Origin of the sequence: Novosphingobium indicum (genome assembly GCF_014645195.1) — a bacterium.
In the GTDB taxonomy this organism is placed as follows: domain Bacteria; phylum Pseudomonadota; class Alphaproteobacteria; order Sphingomonadales; family Sphingomonadaceae; genus Novosphingobium; species Novosphingobium indicum.
Window position 1 is genome coordinate 20,350 of sequence record NZ_BMLK01000001.1, and the last position, 16,721, is coordinate 37,070.

General features: G+C 64.7%; 14 protein-coding genes. 12 read left to right on the forward strand and 2 right to left on the reverse strand.

Going from position 1 to position 16,721, the window contains the following annotated elements; genetic code table 11:
• The first annotated feature begins 81 nt into the window (after positions 1-81).
• From IEX64_RS00090 to IEX64_RS00115, 6 genes are all read left to right on the forward strand, one after another.
• Entirely contained in the window at positions 82-1,155 is a 1,074-nt protein-coding gene (locus IEX64_RS00090; protein WP_188817002.1) for an AraC family transcriptional regulator, read from the forward strand.
• Positions 1,156-1,276: 121 nt separating this feature from the next.
• The gene (locus IEX64_RS00095; protein WP_188817004.1) at positions 1,277-2,476 is read left to right on the forward strand and encodes an amidohydrolase family protein; all 1,200 of its coding nucleotides are present in this window, start codon (positions 1,277-1,279) and stop codon (positions 2,474-2,476) included.
• A gap of 41 nt (positions 2,477-2,517) precedes the next feature.
• On the forward strand, positions 2,518-3,336 hold the full coding sequence (locus IEX64_RS00100) for an SDR family NAD(P)-dependent oxidoreductase (RefSeq protein WP_188817006.1): 819 nt from the start codon (positions 2,518-2,520) through the stop codon (positions 3,334-3,336).
• A gap of 4 nt (positions 3,337-3,340) precedes the next feature.
• Positions 3,341-4,504 (forward strand): LLM class flavin-dependent oxidoreductase, encoded by a 1,164-nt coding sequence (locus IEX64_RS00105; protein WP_188817008.1) that lies wholly within the window; start codon positions 3,341-3,343, stop codon positions 4,502-4,504.
• Positions 4,501-5,412, forward strand: coding sequence for an alpha/beta hydrolase (locus IEX64_RS00110; protein WP_188817010.1), 912 nt, complete (start codon positions 4,501-4,503; stop codon positions 5,410-5,412). The genes IEX64_RS00105 and IEX64_RS00110 overlap by 4 nt, the downstream gene beginning before the upstream one ends.
• Positions 5,413-5,499: 87 nt before the next feature.
• Positions 5,500-6,249, forward strand: coding sequence for an SDR family NAD(P)-dependent oxidoreductase (locus IEX64_RS00115; protein ID WP_188817011.1), 750 nt, complete (start codon positions 5,500-5,502; stop codon positions 6,247-6,249).
• 138 nt (positions 6,250-6,387) lie between these two features.
• Here IEX64_RS00115 and ppa read toward each other — a convergent pair whose 3' ends face one another.
• Together ppa and IEX64_RS00125 are read right to left on the reverse strand one after the other, a co-directional pair.
• Positions 6,388-6,927 (reverse strand): inorganic diphosphatase, encoded by a 540-nt coding sequence (gene ppa / locus IEX64_RS00120; RefSeq protein WP_188817014.1) that lies wholly within the window; start codon positions 6,925-6,927, stop codon positions 6,388-6,390.
• Positions 6,928-7,037: 110 nt separating this feature from the next.
• The gene (locus tag IEX64_RS00125; protein ID WP_188817016.1) at positions 7,038-8,981 is read right to left on the reverse strand and encodes a M61 family metallopeptidase; all 1,944 of its coding nucleotides are present in this window, start codon (positions 8,979-8,981) and stop codon (positions 7,038-7,040) included.
• Between the two features lie 222 nt (positions 8,982-9,203).
• Here IEX64_RS00125 and hisS point away from each other — a divergent pair, with 222 nt between their 5' ends.
• The 6 genes from hisS (at position 9,204) to metK (ending at position 16,645) form a co-directional block, all read left to right on the forward strand.
• Positions 9,204-10,448 carry a histidine--tRNA ligase gene (hisS, locus tag IEX64_RS00130; RefSeq protein ID WP_188817018.1) on the forward strand — a complete coding sequence of 415 codons (1,245 nt, stop codon included), beginning with the start codon at positions 9,204-9,206 and terminating at the stop codon, positions 10,446-10,448.
• Positions 10,449-10,758: 310 nt separating this feature from the next.
• Positions 10,759-11,832, forward strand: coding sequence for a peptide chain release factor 1 (gene prfA, locus IEX64_RS00135; RefSeq protein WP_188817020.1), 1,074 nt, complete (start codon positions 10,759-10,761; stop codon positions 11,830-11,832).
• Positions 11,825-12,685 carry a peptide chain release factor N(5)-glutamine methyltransferase gene (gene prmC, locus IEX64_RS00140; protein WP_188817022.1) on the forward strand — a complete coding sequence of 287 codons (861 nt, stop codon included), beginning with the start codon at positions 11,825-11,827 and terminating at the stop codon, positions 12,683-12,685. The genes prfA and prmC overlap by 8 nt, the downstream gene beginning before the upstream one ends.
• A 235-nt stretch (positions 12,686-12,920) precedes the next feature.
• Positions 12,921-13,658, forward strand: coding sequence for a DUF4167 domain-containing protein (locus IEX64_RS00145; protein ID WP_188817024.1), 738 nt, complete (start codon positions 12,921-12,923; stop codon positions 13,656-13,658).
• A gap of 72 nt (positions 13,659-13,730) precedes the next feature.
• Positions 13,731-15,386: an apolipoprotein N-acyltransferase gene (gene lnt, locus IEX64_RS00150; protein ID WP_188817026.1), complete on the forward strand. Its 1,656-nt coding sequence runs from the start codon at positions 13,731-13,733 to the stop codon at positions 15,384-15,386.
• 44 nt (positions 15,387-15,430) lie between these two features.
• A complete protein-coding gene (gene metK, locus IEX64_RS00155) occupies positions 15,431-16,645 on the forward strand; it encodes a methionine adenosyltransferase (RefSeq protein WP_188817029.1) in 1,215 nt (404 codons plus the stop codon).
• Positions 16,646-16,721: the final 76 nt, after the last annotated feature.

Consider the following 16,721-nt stretch of genomic DNA (forward strand, 5'->3'; position numbering starts at 1 on the left):
GCGTGGATTGACGGCCCCGGGCAATATCATATTGTCAGCCGGGCATGACCGATCGTCCAGAGGATCGGCAAGACGGGAGAAATGGACACCGTGCCGGGCAAGCCAGCAAAACCGGTTTCGCGCAGCCTGTCCGACCTGCTGGGCGACGTGCGCCTGTCGGGCAGGACGTGGACCTACGGCGACTTCACCGGACAAGCGGGATGCGCAGTGTCGCCGGGCGATGCCGTGTTCGTGCATGCGGTGATCCATGGCAGCCTTCGCCTCGCCTGCACCGGCGGCGCCATGGCCGAGCTGGGCCCGGGCGATGTCGCCATGGTGCTTTCCGGCGAAGCCCATGCCCTGCGCACCACGGCCGGTGCCACGGCCCAGCCGCACGAGGGCCTGCGCCACGACCGGGACTGCGACATCCCGCCCGCCGCGGCCTTCGGCGATGGCGCGCGGGTGACTGCACGCGTGCTCAGCGCGCGGCTTCATGCCCAGTGGCCGGGCGAAGTCTCGCGCGCGGCCCTGCCCTCGCTGCTGCGGACGGGAAACGGCGTGCTGCAATCCGATGCCCTGCCGCTCGCCGGCATGGGCGCCGGATCGAGCGCTCTGCTCACCCGGATTGCCGAAACGCTGCTGATTGCCGCCCTGCGTGCCGATCCGGCCTGCCGCCGCATTCTGTCCGCCGAGACCCGCGATCCCATCGAGGACGCGCTGCAACTGATCGCTGCGGGCCCCGCCCAGCCCTGGACCGTCGAATCGCTCGCCCGCGCCGTCGGCATGGGCCGCTCGAACTTCGCCGCGCACTTCACGCAGGCGGTGGGCAAGGCGCCGATGGAGATCGTGGCCGAGCGCCGCATGGAACATGCCGCCACGCTGCTGCGGCAGGGCCGGATGAAGATCGCCGAGATCAGCGAACTCGCCGGCTACGGATCGGAAGCCGCCTTCAGCCGCCGTTTCAGCCGCCATTTCGGCATGACCCCAAGCCAGATGCGCGAGGAGGCCCGTGCCGCCCGGCAGGAGGAGGAGGTACCGACCCCGCGCTTCCGCGCGCTGCTGGCCGGCGCCCGCAACCGCAGTGCCCGCGCGACCGAAGACGAATCGCAGCCGCTGGTCAGCCCGGCTCCGATCGTGCCCGGCAGGGTCTTTTTCACGCAGGGCCGGCGCGACTGATCCCGTCGCCGGATTCCGCCAGTGTGGACGATCGAGCAAGGCAGGTGGAGACGCGGGGCTTCTCTTTGCCCGACGTCTGCGCGACCAATCCTCCCAAGAAACCAATACGGGAGAAGACACAATGGCAACTGCCAGCCTGGACCGGCCCGGCGCGAAGACCGGCTACAAGGTCATCGACGCCGATACCCACCTGACCGAACCGCACAACATGTGGACGAGCCGTGCCCCGGCCTCGATCCGTGACCGCGTGCCGCAGGTGAAGATGCTCGACGGCCAGCGCTGCTGGGTGATTGACGGCGACAAGTCGATCGGCACCGGCGCGCACCCCAACAGCGCGATCCTGAAGGACGGCGGCAAGGTGCGCGTGCTGGACGATTTCCTCAAGCTGCAGTTCGAGGACGTCCACACCGGCTCCTCCTCGCTCAAGGAGCGGCTGCAGGTGATGGATGAGACCGGCATCTACGCCCAGATCGTCTATCCCAACATCCTCGGATTCGGCGGCCAGGCCGCCGCCAAGGTCGATGCCGACCTGCGCCTCGCCTGCGTGAAGATCTACAACGATGCCGTAGCCGAGATGCAGGCCGATTCGAACGGCCGGTTCTTCCCGATGGCGCTGCTGCCCTGGTGGGACGTGAACCTCGCCATCAAGGAAACCGAGCGCTGCGCGGCGATGGGCCTGCGCGGGATCAACATCAATTCCGACCCGCACCTCGTCGATCTGGGCGGGGAACGCCTGCCCGACCTCGCCCATGAGCACTGGTATCCCCTGTGGGAAGTCTGCGAGGACATGGGCATGCCGATCAATTTCCACATCGGCGCATCGGAAACCTCGATCGACTGGATGGGACAGCAGGGCTGGCCCTCGCTGACGCGCGATCTGCGCTCGGGCATCTCCGGCGCGATGCTGTTCTTCAACAACGGCAAGGTTGTCGCCAACCTGATCTACTCGGGTCTGCTCGACCGGTTCCGCAACCTCAAGTTCGTCTCTGTCGAAAGCGGGATCGGCTGGGTACCCTTCATGATGGAAGCGCTCGACTACCAGCTCGTCGAGATCGCCGAAGGGCGCAGCTTCGAGAAGAAGCCCAGCGAGTACTTCCGGAGCAATTTCTACGCCTGCTTCTGGTTCGAACAGGGCCAGGCCGCAGCCGACATGATGCGCAAGGTCGGCATCGACAACGTGCTGTTCGAAACCGACTTCCCGCACCCGACCGGGCTCTATCCGATCGACAACCTCGAGACGCGCTACGGCGACCTGACGCACGAGGAAAAGACCAAGGTGCTCGGCGGTAACGCCGCGAAACTCTACCGCATCGACATCTAACCAGCAGCCCGCGGCAACAGCGGGCAAAGGGAGAGGATACCATGACACTCGCCATCGACCTGACCGGTCGAACCATACTTGTGTGCGGAGTCGCCAAGGGCGGCATCGGCGGGGCGACCTGCCGGCAGCTGGCCAAGGCCGGCGCCACGATCATCGCGCTCGACAAGGACGAAGCGCTGATCGCGCCGATTGTCGCGGACGTCGAAGCGCTCGGCGGGACGATCCACCCGATGGTGGTGGACCTGATGGACAAGGCCGCCTGCGAAACCGTGGTCGCGCAGATCTTCGACAAGTTCGGCGCGCTCGACGGCATCGCCAATGTCGCCGGCGGCACGCGCGAAGGCGAATGGATGCCGCTCGACGAGACGCCGACCGACAGCTTCTGGCAGACGTTCCAGCTCAATCTCGGCTATATCTTCACACTGTGCCGCGACGCGGCCAAGACGTGGATCGAGCGCGAGGAACGCGGGGCCATCGTCAATGTCTCGTCGGTCTCCTCGCTCACCTCGGCGCCCTGGCACGGCCCTTACGGTGCAGCGAAATCGGGCATCACCGCCCTGACCCGAACAATGGCCAACGAGTGGCATGAGTTCGGCATCCGCGCCAATTCGGTGCTTCCCGGTGCGGTAGCGACCGAGCGGGTGATGACCCGCGTCGTTTCCGAAAACGTGGTGCAAGGCAGCGAGCAGAACTTCGCCATGCCCGAGGAACTGGCTAACGCGATCGTCTTCCTGCTTTCCGATCTTGCGAGCGGAATTTCCGGCCAGAGCCTGACCGTGGACCGCTCGCTCTCCACCAAGTTCTGCGCCGGCGCCCGCAAGAGCCGCCGGGAACTCGCCAAGGAAAAACAGGAGGCCTGACAGCATGGAACTCGGACTTCTCTACGAATTCGAAGCCCCCAAGCCATGGGCCGGCGACCACCCCTGGGGCCAGCGCACGATGGAGCGGCAAGCCTACAAGAACTGCATCGAGCAGATTTCCCTGGCCGACAAGAAGGGCTTTCACACCGCCTGGCTAGTCGAGCACCATTTCCGCGAAGGGCGCAGCCACATGCCCTGCAACGACGTGGTGCTGGGCGCGCTGTCGCAGATCACCGAGAACATCCGGCTCGGCTTCGGCGTCACGCTGATGCCGCACGAGTTCATCCATCCCGTGCGCGTGGCCGAAAAGGTCGCGACGGTGGACCTGCTCAGCCGGGGGCGCGCCGAATGGGGCATGGGCCGTTCCACCCCGATGGAACAGATTGCCTTCGGCGTCGATGCCGCCGAATCGAAGAAAAAGATGCTGGCGGCATGCAAGACTGTTTCCGGGATGTGGGCCGAGGAATACTACGAGGAGGATTCGGAGTACCTGCAGTTCCCCAAGCGGATGGTGACGCCCAAGCCCTATCAGTTCCCGCATCCGCCATGCTGGATGGCGGCCAGCTCCGAAGAGACGATCCGCATGGCCGGGCAGAACGGTCTCGGGCTGCTGTGCTTCTCGATCATGCAGCCGCTCGAAAAGCTGGCGGGCCTGATCGACATCTACCGCGAGGAACAGAAGAACGCGGTGCCGGTGAGCCACGTCCATACCAACAAGGTGGGCGTCTACACGCTGGTCCACTGCACCGAGAGCCGCGACAAGTTCGAAACCAACCGCGTGTGGGATTCGATGTGGTGGTGGTACCGCGAAAGCGCGGCTTTCATTCTCAAATGGGAAATGGCGCATTTGCCCAAGGAGGCCCAGGACAAGGCCTTCCCCCTGCTCAAGAAGCAGGCCGACGGCGATTTCGACATCCATTCCTTCGATGATCAGGACATGGTCATCATCGGTACGCCCGAGGAATGCCTGAGGAAGTTCCTCAAGTACGAGGAGGCCGGGATCGACCAGGTGCTGTGCTACGTGAACTTCGGCTATTTGCCGCAAGAGGCAGTGCTGGAATCGATCACCCTGCTGGGCGATTACGTGATCCCCGAGCTGAAGGCGATGGGCGCCAAGCGCACCGCGCGCAATCTCGAGGACTCGATCGCGCTGCAGGCCGCCGAATGACGCCGCAAGCCGGGATCGCGCTTCCTCCGGAGCGCCCCGGCTACCCTGCCCCGCCGGATCTGGCCAAACGACGGGCGCAGATGGCGGCCGGTATCACCGCCGGTGCATTCGCAACGAAGGCACCGGCGCTGGAAACCGAAATGGCGGGCCTGCGCACGCTGCGCTTCGATGCGCCGGGCACACCGCGCGGCTACATGCTGCAACTGCACGGCGGCGGTTTCCGCATCGGGCGTCCCGAATTCGAGGGGCCGTTCTCCGAAGCCCTCGCCGCGCGATGCGGCGTGACCATCGTCGTGCCGCAATACCGTCTGGCACCCGAAGGACCGTTTCCTGCCGGCCTCAACGATGCGCTCGCGGCACTGCAGGCCTTGCACGCCGAAGCCGGCGATGTGCCTCTGATCGTCTCGGGCGATTCCGCCGGGGCCGGTCTGGCCGCCAGCATCGGGCTCTTGGCCGCTGCCGGAAAGGCGCCGCCGATAGACGCCGTCGTCATGCTATCACCCTGGCTCGATCTCACCGTCACGGCGGCAAGCTACGCCAGCAACGCCGCTACCGATCCGCTGTTCGGCACGGAATCGGCACAAGTGGCGGCCGACCTCTATCTTCAAGGCTTCGATCCAAACCACCCACTGGCCTCGCCGGTTCACTGCAACGACGCCGACCTTGCGGGCTTTGCGCCCAGCCTGATCAGCGTCGGAACCGGCGAGGTTCTTTTGGACGATGCCCTGCGCTTCCATTCCCGGCTGGAAGCGGCCGGCCGATCCTGCCGCCTCGTTCCCATCGACGGCATGGAACACGTCGCGGTCGTGCGCGGCTTCGACTTGCCGGGAGCGCGGGAGACCTTCGCGGCCGTGGCCGATTTCGCGGACGGGATTCTGGCCGGCTCATTCCGCCGAGGCGAAGACTGAACATGCGTTCAAATTTCCGGCTTTCTCGCCGCCGCTTTGTGCCCTAGCCCTAGGCTATTCAAAGCAAACGATCGGGAGAGAAGTACAATGAGCTATAAAGTTGCCGTCGTCACCGGCGCCGCCGCCGGGATCGGCGCCGCCTGTTCCAAGCGCCTCGCCAAGGAGGGCGTCGCCGTCGCCGTGCTCGATCTCGATGCCGAGCGCTGCGCCGATACCGTCAAGGCCATCAAGGACGCCGGCGGCACGGCGATTGCGGTCGGAGCCGACGTCTCCAACCGCGCCTCGGTCAAGGCCGCTTTGGAGCAGGTGCGAGAGGCGCTCGGCCCGATCTCCATCCTCGTCAACAATGCCGGCGTGACCGACTTCACACCGTTCGAGGAGCTGACCGACGAGCGCTGGGACTTCATCTACGCGGTCAACGTGCGCGGCCTGTTCGTGATGACGCAGGAGTGCCTGCCCGACATGAAGAACGCGGGATGGGGCCGCATCGTCAACATTTCCTCCTCGAGCGCGCAGACCGGTGCGGTCAACATGATCCCCTACAGCTCCTCGAAGGGCGCCGTGGTCACCATGACGCGTTCGATGGCGCAGGAGTTCGGTCCCTGGGGCATCACCGTGAACAACATCCCGCCAGGCTCGGTCATGGGCACGATCATGTCAGAGGCGAACCGCGAGAAGTTCCAGATCCCCACCGAAGTGCTGCTGCAGACGATCCCGGTACGCCGCATGGGCGAGCCCGACGATATCGCCAATGCCTGTGCATGGCTCTGCGACGAGCGTAGCGGCTACGTCACCGGCCAGACCATCGGCGTAAACGGCGGCCGCGTCGTTACCTGAGCGGAAGCGCATACGGCGCGGGTTTCACGCCCGCGCCGTCAGCAAGTCCCCCCCTGAAAAGAACAAGGGCCGGTGACTTTCGTCACCGGCCCCGATCCACATGGGGGAGTGGACCTCGTCTATGCGTGGATACTGAAATCAGGCCGGAACGGCGCCCTTGTAGCGTTCGATCGCCTCGAGAACGATCTGACGCGCGTCTTCTGCGCCGCCCCACGTACCCACACGTACCCACTTTTCCTTTTCAAGATCTTTATAGTGAGTGAAAAAGTGCTCGATCTGGCTGAACACGATTTCAGGCAGGTCGTCCTTCTCGTTCACGTTGGTGTAGTACGGGAAGGTCGAGTCCACGGGCACGCATACCAGCTTCTCGTCACCGCCGTGCTCGTCTTCGAGATTGAGGACCGCGATCGGGCGCGCGCGCACGACGCAGCCGGCGATGAACGGCGAGCGCGCCACGACCAGCGCGTCGAGCGGGTCACCGTCCGGCGAGAGCGTGTGCGGCACGAAGCCGTAGTTGGCCGGGTAGCGCATCGGCGTGTGCAGGATGCGATCGACGAAAAGCGCGCCCGAATCCTTGTCGAACTCGTACTTGACCGGTTCGCCGCCGACCGGAACCTCGATGATGACGTTGAGACTTTCCGGCGGATTGTCGCCAATGGGAACTTTGTCGATGCGCATGATGATCCTTCTTTACTGACACTCTTGGGAGAGTAGCCGGTTGGATAAAGATGCGCGCGACTTAGCGTTGCGGTTATTGCACCGCAACAGCCTTCTCGTCGATGCGAAATTTAGTTGCGTTTTGGCGCCAGCAACCGGTCGAATCCGTTCATCTTCCCAGGAGTCGTACTTTCCAGCCACGGCCAGCGGAGGCCGTCATGATAGTCGATCGACACCGTCTCGTAACGGTCCCCGCGCTTCACCAGCAAGGCAATCGGCTTGGATTCCGGAGCCTTGGCCGCAGTGATCGCATCCTTGATCACGCTCTTGGTATAAGCGCGTCCGTTAACCGCTACGATAGTCACGCCATTGACGATCCCGGCGTTGTAACCGGCCCCATCCCACAGTGTCGAAGTAACGTTGCCGCCGTTGTCGAGCGAAAATCCCAGCGAATAGGTGAGATCCAGTGTCTTTCGCGAATCGGCGATACCCTTTGAGTAGGGATTCGGCTGCTCCTTCCAGACCAGATTGTACCCCGCCATCTTCATGCCGTTCATCGGCGCGGGCTGGTTCGGCTTGTAGAGCCGGGTGCGCAGGAAGTCGGCCCAGTCGTAGGCGTAGACCGAGTTGAGCGTGGAGACGACTTCATCGAAGTCGTAGGTCAGTTCGCCCCAGTCGCCGTCGCGCAGGCCGAAGAAGGCCTTGGCGAAATCGTCGAGCCCCTTCTTGCCGCCGGTACCCTTGCGGATGATCTGGTCGGCTTCGAGCCAGGTCAGCGCGCCTTCGACATAGTAGTCCTCGCTGCGGGTCAGCGAATTGTAGGGCAGCGGACGGCGGCGGGCGAGCTGCGGTGCGGCGGTCGTATCCTCGACCGAACGCCAGCCGCGGCCCGGCGTGCCCTCGGCATACTTGGCCACGGCATTGGCGAACATGCCGAGCACCGTGTCCTTCTTCTGCACGCCCGAGCGCGCCGCGAGAACATAGCCCCAGAACTGCGTCTGGCCTTCATAGACCCACAGCAGCGTGTTCTGCATCGGCTGCTGGTAGTCGGGCGTCCACAGGTCGGCCGGGCGGCGATACTTGCCGTTCCAGCTGTGCACAAATTCGTGCGGAATGACGTTGTGATCCCAGTCCATTTCGTCCCAGTCGATCCACGACTTGGGCTCGTACTGGTTCTCGCTCGAGCGGTGATGCTCCAGTCCGATGCCGCCCATGCGGTCGGTCAGCGCAAGCAGGAAGTCGTAGTGATCGAAGTGGCGGGCGCCGAACGTGTGCAGCGCCTCGTCGACCAGATTGCGGTAGGTCTCCATGTGCTTGGGCGCGATCGCGAGCAGTTCCGGCTCGTCGGCAACAACGTCCATGTAGACATCATGGCCCAGGTCCCATCGCTTGGCGTGTTCACCCGCAAAGATCGGCGAATCGACCAGACGTTCATAGTCGGTCGCGGTCCAGCTCACCGTGTCGCCCTGGCGCGACTTGCCGTCGAGCGCGGTATAGACGGTCCAGCCCTCGGGGACCTTCACGGTCGGCTTCACCGTGATGCCGCGCACATAGTACCCGGCCGGGTAGAGGCTCATCTTTTCCCACTGCAGGTTGAGCATTTCCTGCGTCATGGTGATGCGGCCCTCGCTCGAGCGCACCGGCGAGGTGTGGACGAACTTGGCCGTCACCGCCTTGGCGCCCTCGGGCAATTCGAGGTGAAACGCATTCACGGCGACAGTATCGCGCGCCCACGGAATTTCCTTGCCGTCGGCATAGAAGTGGATGTCCGCAAGCATGGCATAGGGGCCGGTTTCGGAGTGGTTGCCGGGCAGCCAGCCGGGCTGGATCAGCGTGATCTTGCCGGTTCCGGCCGCGACCGGAAACTCCTCGGTCACACGGTAGATGCCGTGCTCCACATCGGTCGCATCGATCCACAGCGAGACAGTGCCGGGATAGGGCACGTCCTTGGCCGCCGGGATCGGCGCCGGCAGCTCGGGTGCCATCGGCGTGGTACGGGAAGAATCCTGTGCCGTCGCCGAAGCGGAAAGGGACAGGAGGGCAGAGAGCGTCGCAACCGCAGTAAGATATTTCATTACGTTCATCTTTGCGTCAGTTACCCGATTTGGCAACCATACATTAGCATCGGGTTGCACCGCGCGGCACCGGCCCACGCCCCCACCCGACCTCCCACGAGCATATCCTGTCGGGAGGTCGGGTGGGGGCGTGGGCCGGTGCCGATCAAGCGGGACAATCTTCCCGCGCATCCCCGCGGGACCACTTTATTGCCGCGCCCATTCGGGCTAAGCGCGCGCCTTATGAGCAACACACCACAGGCCATTCGCGGAACCCAGGACATTTTCGGCACCGATGCCGAGGCTTTCGCACACGTCGTCGAAACCTTCGAACGCGTCCGCAAGCTCTACCGCTTCCGCCGGGTGGAAATGCCGGTGTTCGAGAAGACCGCGGTTTTCTCCCGCTCGCTGGGCGAGACAACCGACGTCGTGTCCAAGGAGATGTACTCGTTCGAGGACCGCGGCGGCGAATCGCTGACGCTGCGCCCCGAATTCACCGCCGGGATCGCCCGCGCCTATCTTACGGGCGGCTGGAAGCAGTTTGCCCCGCTCAAGGTGGCGACGCACGGTCCGCTGTTCCGCTATGAGCGCCCGCAGAAGGGCCGCTATCGCCAGTTCCACCAGATCGACGCCGAGATCATCGGCGCGGCAGAACCGATGGTCGATGTGGAACTGCTGCTCATGGCCGACCAGCTTCTCAAGGAACTGGGCATTTCCGACGGCGTCACGCTGCAGCTCAACACGCTCGGCGATGCCGAAAGCCGTGAGGCCTGGCGCGCCGCGCTGATCGAATACTTCCGCGATCACAAGGCGTCGCTAAGCGAGGATTCGCAGGACCGTCTGGAGCGCAATCCGCTGCGCATCCTCGATTCCAAGGACCCTCGCGACAAGCCCTTCACCGCCGATGCGCCGAAGATCGACGACTTCCTCTCGAGCGAGGCGCAGGACTTCTTCGGGGCCGTGACACAAGGGCTCGAAGCCGCCTCGGTGGACTTCGTCCGAGCCCCGGCCCTTGTGCGCGGGCTGGACTACTACAGGCACACTGCTTTCGAATTTGTGACAGATCGGCTCGGCGCTCAGGGCACCGTGCTCGGCGGCGGCCGCTACGACGGCCTGCTCGAAGCGCTTGGCGGCCCGGCAACCCCGGCTGTCGGCTGGGCAGCGGGTATCGAACGCCTGGCCATGCTCGTGTCCGACGCCGGCATCGGCGGCGAGCCGCCGCTGACCTGCATCCTCGCGGTCGAGGACGATGCCGCTCTGCCCTACGCGCAAAAGGCCATCACGATCCTGCGCCACCAGGGCATCGCCGCCGAAATGATCGCTTCGGGCAGCCCCCGCAAGCGCTTCGACAAGGCCGTGAAGCTGGGCGCGAAAGTGCTAGTCTCGTTCGTAATGCGCGACGGCGCCCCCGTCGCCAACCTGCGCGCAGCCGAACCGACTGCCGATTATCTCGCGGTCGAGCAGGTCATCCAGACGATCCAGTCGTGAAGAGAGACTTTGCCTTTCTCGTCGATGTTTCCGCGGATGTTTCACGCGGAGGCGCACAGACGCGGAGAACAACGGGGAAGCGGGTTCGCGCGAAGGCGCAAAGGCGCGAAGACTTCATGTTTGCGGCGAAGCCGCTGTTCTCTCGTTACCTAAAACTTGGCGCAACGACAGACTGGGATAAGAGGCCTGCGGCGCGGCACAGCGTCTTCGCGCCTTTGCGCCTTTGCGCGAATCGATCTCCTTACCTTTCTTTCTCCGCGTCTCCGCGCCTCCGCGTGCCCCCCTGCCACCTGTGCAAAAGGAACCGCACGTGAGCACGATCTCCGGCGAACGCCTCGCCCAGATTGCGCATCGCTTCGCCGAGCTGGAAGCCCGGCTCGCTTCGGGCACGCTGGAAGGCGATGCCTTCGTGACCGCGAGCCGCGACTATGCGGAGCTGGAACCGGTCGCGCGGATCGCGTCGGACGTCGTCTCGATGCGCGGCGAACTCGCCTCTCTGCAGCAGCTCGACGATCCCGATCCGGACATGCGCGCGCTGGCCGAAGAGGAAATCGCGCGCATCAAGGAAGAGCTGCCCGAAGCCGAGCGGCAGCTTGCCCTGGCCATGCTGCCGCGCGATGCGGCCGACCAGCGCCCGGCCATGCTGGAAATCCGCGCCGGTACCGGAGGCGACGAGGCGGCGCTGTTCGCCGCCGATCTCTACCGCATGTACGAACGCTATGCCGCCGAGCAGGGCTGGAAGGTCGAGATGATCTCCGCCAATGCCAGCGACATCGGCGGCTTCAAGGAAGTCGTCGCCAACGTGACCGGCACCGGCGTCTTTGCCAAGCTCAAGTTCGAATCCGGCGTCCACCGCGTCCAGCGCGTGCCGGTGACCGAGAGCGGCGGGCGTATCCATACCTCTGCCGCGACCGTCGCCGTTCTGCCCGAACCGAGCGAAGTGGACGTGCAGATCGAGGACAAGGACCTCAAGATCGATATCTTCCGCGCTTCGGGTGCAGGCGGGCAGCACGTCAACACCACCGATTCAGCGGTGCGCATCACCCACCTGCCCAGCGGGCTCGTGGTCATCTGTCAGGACGAGCGCAGCCAGCACAAGAACAAGGCCAAGGCGATGCAGGTCTTGCGCGCGCGTCTCTACGAGAAGATGCGAGACGAGGCCCACGGCGCCGAGGCCGAGGCGCGCAAGGCGATGGTCGGCTCGGGCGACCGCTCCGAGCGCATCCGTACCTACAACTTCCCGCAGGGGCGCGTGACCGATCACCGCATCAACCTGACCCTGCACCGCCTGCCGGAAATCCTCGAAGGTCCCGGCCTCGGCGAGCTGATCGACGCGCTGATCGCGGAAGACGAGGCCAAGCGACTGGCGGCCATGGATGCCTGATCCGACCGGCACGGTGGCCGAAGCCATCCGCGCCGCCGCCGCACGCCTTGCGTCCACCAGCGACACCGCGCGGCTCGATGCCGAAGTGCTCATGGCCCATGCGCTGGGCGTCTCGCGCTCCGAACTCCTGCTGCGCCATATGCGGAGCGAGACACCCGCCCTCTTTGCGGACCTGATCGACCGGCGCGCCGCGCACGAACCGGTTGCCTATATCGCCGGCCAGCAGGAATTCTTCGGCCTGCCGTTCGCGGTCTCGCCCGACGTGCTGATCCCGCGCGGCGATTCGGAAGTTCTGGTCGAAACGGCATTGGCCGCACGTCCCCAGGCGCGCTCGGTATTGGACTGCGGCACCGGATCGGGCGCCCTGCTGCTTTCCGTTCTGGCAAACCTTCCGGCCGCACAAGGGACCGGCATCGACAGTTCACCGGGAGCCCTGGCCGTAGCGGCAGCCAATGCCCGGGCCCTTGGTCTCGACACCCGGGCACGAATGGTCATGGCCGACTGGCACAGGCCCGGCTGGGCAGACCCGCTTGGAGGCCCATTCGACCTGATCCTCGCCAATCCGCCCTACGTCGAAACCGCCGCCGCCCTCGATTCCTCGGTACGCGACTACGAGCCGGCCAGTGCCTTGTTTGCGGGGAGCGACGGCCTCGACGACTATCGCGTTCTCGTACCGCAGTTGTCCGGCTTGCTGGCGCGGGGCGGCCTTGCGCTGGTGGAGATCGGCTATCGCCAGGCCGAGGCCGTCAGCGCCATCGGAGAGGCCGCGGGATTGACCGCGCGCGTTCATCACGACCTTGCCGATCGGCCGCGTGTAATCGCTTTTTCCGCAGTTTTAGATAAATCGCCATAATATTTCTCTTGGAATTCCGTGCCGGAGTGCCTAATGATTACGCGGAGCCGGTTAATGGACGGAATTTCCCATACCCGGTTCACCTCCATCATTTGCGAGCGGTCTCAGCATTGGGCGCCGCAGCAAGGCAGATGAGGAAGTCTCGGCAGCCGGGGGTTAGCCGTGATCTTATTACATATGGCAGTCCGATCTTGGTGATCCGGACTCATGCCAGGGGTTTTGAGGAAAGTTATCCTTGAATAACAATCGTGGTAACAACCGTCGGCGCGGCCGCGGTAACAACCGTCAGCAAGGCGGCCAGCATACGAATCGTATCGACAGCAGGGCACGGGGCAACGCACCGCAGCTGCTGGAAAAGTACAAGAAGCTGGCGCATGACTCGCATCTAAACGGAGACCGGGTCCAGGAGGAATACTACCTTCAGTTTGCCGACCACTACTTCCGTGTGATCGCCGACCAGAAGCAGCGGCAGGAAGAAGCGCGGCAGCCCCGTCGGGATGACCGCCCTCAGGACAACAACGAGGATTCCGGCTCGGACGACGATTACGGCAACAACACCTCGTACAACCAGAATTCTGCCCGTCAGGAACGCGGTCAGGATCGCTACGAGAATTCCTCTTCCGACGAGCAGAAGGAAACTGCCGGCAAGGGCGACGAGGAAGACGGCGAGGATCGCTCGATCTACGAACCGGTTGAAAATCCGTTCGTACGCGAGCCCCGCGCCACCCGTACTCCGAAGCCGCAGCAGCGCAAGCCGCGCCGCCGGACGCGCGAAGATGATGCGGAAGGTCCGGAGGCTAATGCCGGCTCGGATAACGAGGACGACGCAGGCAACCTCGACCCTTCGGCCCTGCCGCCTTCGATTTCCGCCAAGGACGAAGCCGCCGAAGAAAAGCCCAAGCGTCGCCGCACCCGCAAGACGGCACCGCCCGCCGACGATGGCGACGGCAAGCTTGAAGCGGTAAACGGCTGATTTACGATAGCCCGCCCGGCCGCGCGCAAGTTTCCTTGCGTCGTGGCCGGGCAGGTCTACATACCGGCACCGATGCAATCTGATCGGCGCCTTCCCGTTTTCGCCCAAACCCTCAACCGCATCTGGCGCTCACCCCGCATCGCCGCAATCGTGGCCGGTGCTCTGGCTGCCTGCGGATTTCAGCCCCTTTCCCTGTGGCCGCTCACCCTCTTTGCAGTTGCCTGGCTGATCGAACTGGTGATGCGAACCGGCCGCGGACGCGACGCGTTCCTGATCGGCTGGTTCTTCGGCCTCGGCCACTTCACACTCGGCAACAACTGGATCGCGACGGCCTTCACCTATCAGGCGAACCTGCCCGCCTGGCTGGGCGGCATCGCGGTGGTCCTGCTGTCGCTCTATCTCGCGCTCTTTCCGGCGCTGGCCGCGCTTGCCGCGTGGTCGATCGTGCGACCGGACCGGATGACAACCAGGCGAACGGCCTTTGTCGCCCTGGTATTCGCTTTCGCATCCGCGTGGATCGTCACCGAATGGCTGCGCGCGTGGGTCTTCAGCGGTTTCGCGTGGAATCCCCTGGGCGTCGCCCTGCTCGGCCAGTTCGAGACCCGTGGACTCGCGCTACTGACACCGTGGATCGGTACCTACGGTCTTTCCGGGGTGCTGGTCCTGCTCGCCGGCGTGCCCGGCGTGGTGGCGCGCCTGATCGGCGGGTCGCGCAGCCCCGCGCGCTGGCTCTGGGCCGCCCCTGCGCTGGCTCTCGCTGCGGGTCTTACCGCGTTGATGGCACTGCCCGATCCCTGGGTGAAGCGCGATGAGGGAGCCACGCGCTTCACGCTCGTCCAGCCCGATCTGCCGCAGGAAATCATCGACGATCCGCGCTACTTCGAAGAGAATTTCATAAAGCTGGCGAAGCTCTCGCTCCCGCGCAGCCGCGGCGAAAAGCGCGTGGTGTTCTGGCCCGAATCGGGGCTCGGCGACTATCTGCGCGACGGCTATCCGCGCTATCTCTACCGCCTCTACACCTACGGCGCAGACCCCGTGATCGCGCGCGGCCGGATCGGCTCCGTGATCGGCCCCTACGGCCTGCTGCTGACCGGTGCCGTGGACCTCGTGGTCGAGAACGGCGACGGGGTGGCTGCCCGCAATTCGGTGACGGCGATCAACGGCAAGGGCGACATCCTTGCCGGCTATTCCAAGGCGCACCTCGTGCCTTTCGGCGAATATCTGCCGCTGCGCTGGCTGCTCGAGCCGCTCGGCGCTTCACGCTTCGTCGCGGGTTCGCTGGACTTCTGGCCGGGACCGGGACCACGCACTTTCGACTTCGGTACTCTCGGCGAAGTCGGCGTGCAGATCTGCTACGAGATCGTGTTCAGCGGCGAGGTCGTCGATCCGCTGAACCGGCCCGACTACATCTATAATCCCTCGAACGACGGCTGGTTCGGCGCCTGGGGGCCACCGCAGCATCTGGCCCAGGCCCGCATGCGGGCCATGGAGGAAGGCCTGCCGGTCATGCGTTCGACCACGACCGGCATCAGCGCCGTGATCGACGCCGACGGCATCGTGCGCAGTTCGCTGGCGCGCCGCACCGCCGGCCGTATCGACGGACGCATCCCGCCACCGCACGAACCCACCCTCTTTGCACGCTATGGCAACGCCTTGTCGCTGGCTCTCGCGGCGCTGATCGCACTGATGGCCATTTCCATGGTTGCACTCGGGCGCCGCGGCAGGTAGACGAAAGCACACATAAAGCTTTCTTTATATCATAGGTTTTGACCATGCGCAGCGACTACGTCTTTACCTCCGAGAGCGTCTCGGAAGGACATCCCGACAAGGTTTCGGACCAGATTTCCGACGCGATCGTCGATCTGTTCCTCTCCAAGGATCCGGAAGCGCGCGTCGCTTGCGAGACCCTGACGACCACGCAACTCGTGGTTCTGGCCGGCGAAATTCGCTGCAAGGGCGTTTACGAAAACGGCGCGTGGGCCCCCGGCGCGCTCGAGGAGATCGAGCAGACCGTGCGCGATGTCGTGAAGAAGGTCGGCTATGCGCAGGACGGCTTCCACTGGGAAACCCTGGAGTTCGACAACCGCCTGCACGGCCAGTCCGCCCACATCGCGCAGGGCGTCGACGCTGCCGGGAACAAGGACGAAGGTGCCGGCGACCAGGGCATCATGTTCGGCTTTGCCTGCGACGAGACGCCCGACCTGATGCCGGCGACGCTCGACTACAGCCACAAGATTCTGCAGCAGCTTTCCACGGACCGCCACTCGGGCAAGGCGCCGTTCCTCGAACCCGATGCCAAGAGCCAGGTCACCCTGCGCTTCGAAAACGGTGAGCCCGTAGCCGCGACCGCGATCGTCGTCTCGACCCAGCACAAGGAAGGCTACGACGAGGGCGAGAAGGAAGCCGAGCTGAAGAGCTACGTGCGCAAGGTCGTCACCGACATCCTGCCCGAAGGCTTCGTGACCGACGAAACCAAGTTCCACATCAACCCGACCGGCTCCTTCGTGATCGGCGGCCCGGACGGCGATGCCGGCCTCACCGGCCGCAAGATCATCGTCGACACGTACGGCGGTGCAGCCCCGCACGGCGGCGGCGCGTTCTCGGGCAAGGACCCGACCAAGGTCGACCGCTCGGCCGCCTACGTCACGCGCTATCTCGCCAAGAACGTGGTGGCTGCCGGCCTCGCCAAGCGCTGCACGATCCAGGTTTCCTACGCGATCGGCGTCTCCGAGCCGCTGTCGCTCTATGTCGACCTGCACGGCACCGGCACCGTTTCCGAAGAGGCGCTCGAAGCGGCGCTGACCAAGGTTGCGGCGGAAAAGCTTGGCGGCCTGACCCCGCGCGGCATCCGTGTCGGCCTCAGCCTCAACAAGCCGATCTACTTCCAGAGCGCTGCCTACGGCCACTTCGGCCGCAAGCCCGAAGGCGACCTGTTCCCGTGGGAACGCACCGATCTGGTCGACGACATCAAGGCCGCGCTCGGCTGAGCGGCCGCGTCGCCACAGCAGTTCAAACGAAAATCCGGGGCCGCAAACCTCGGATTTTCTGATTCGGGGCTTTGCG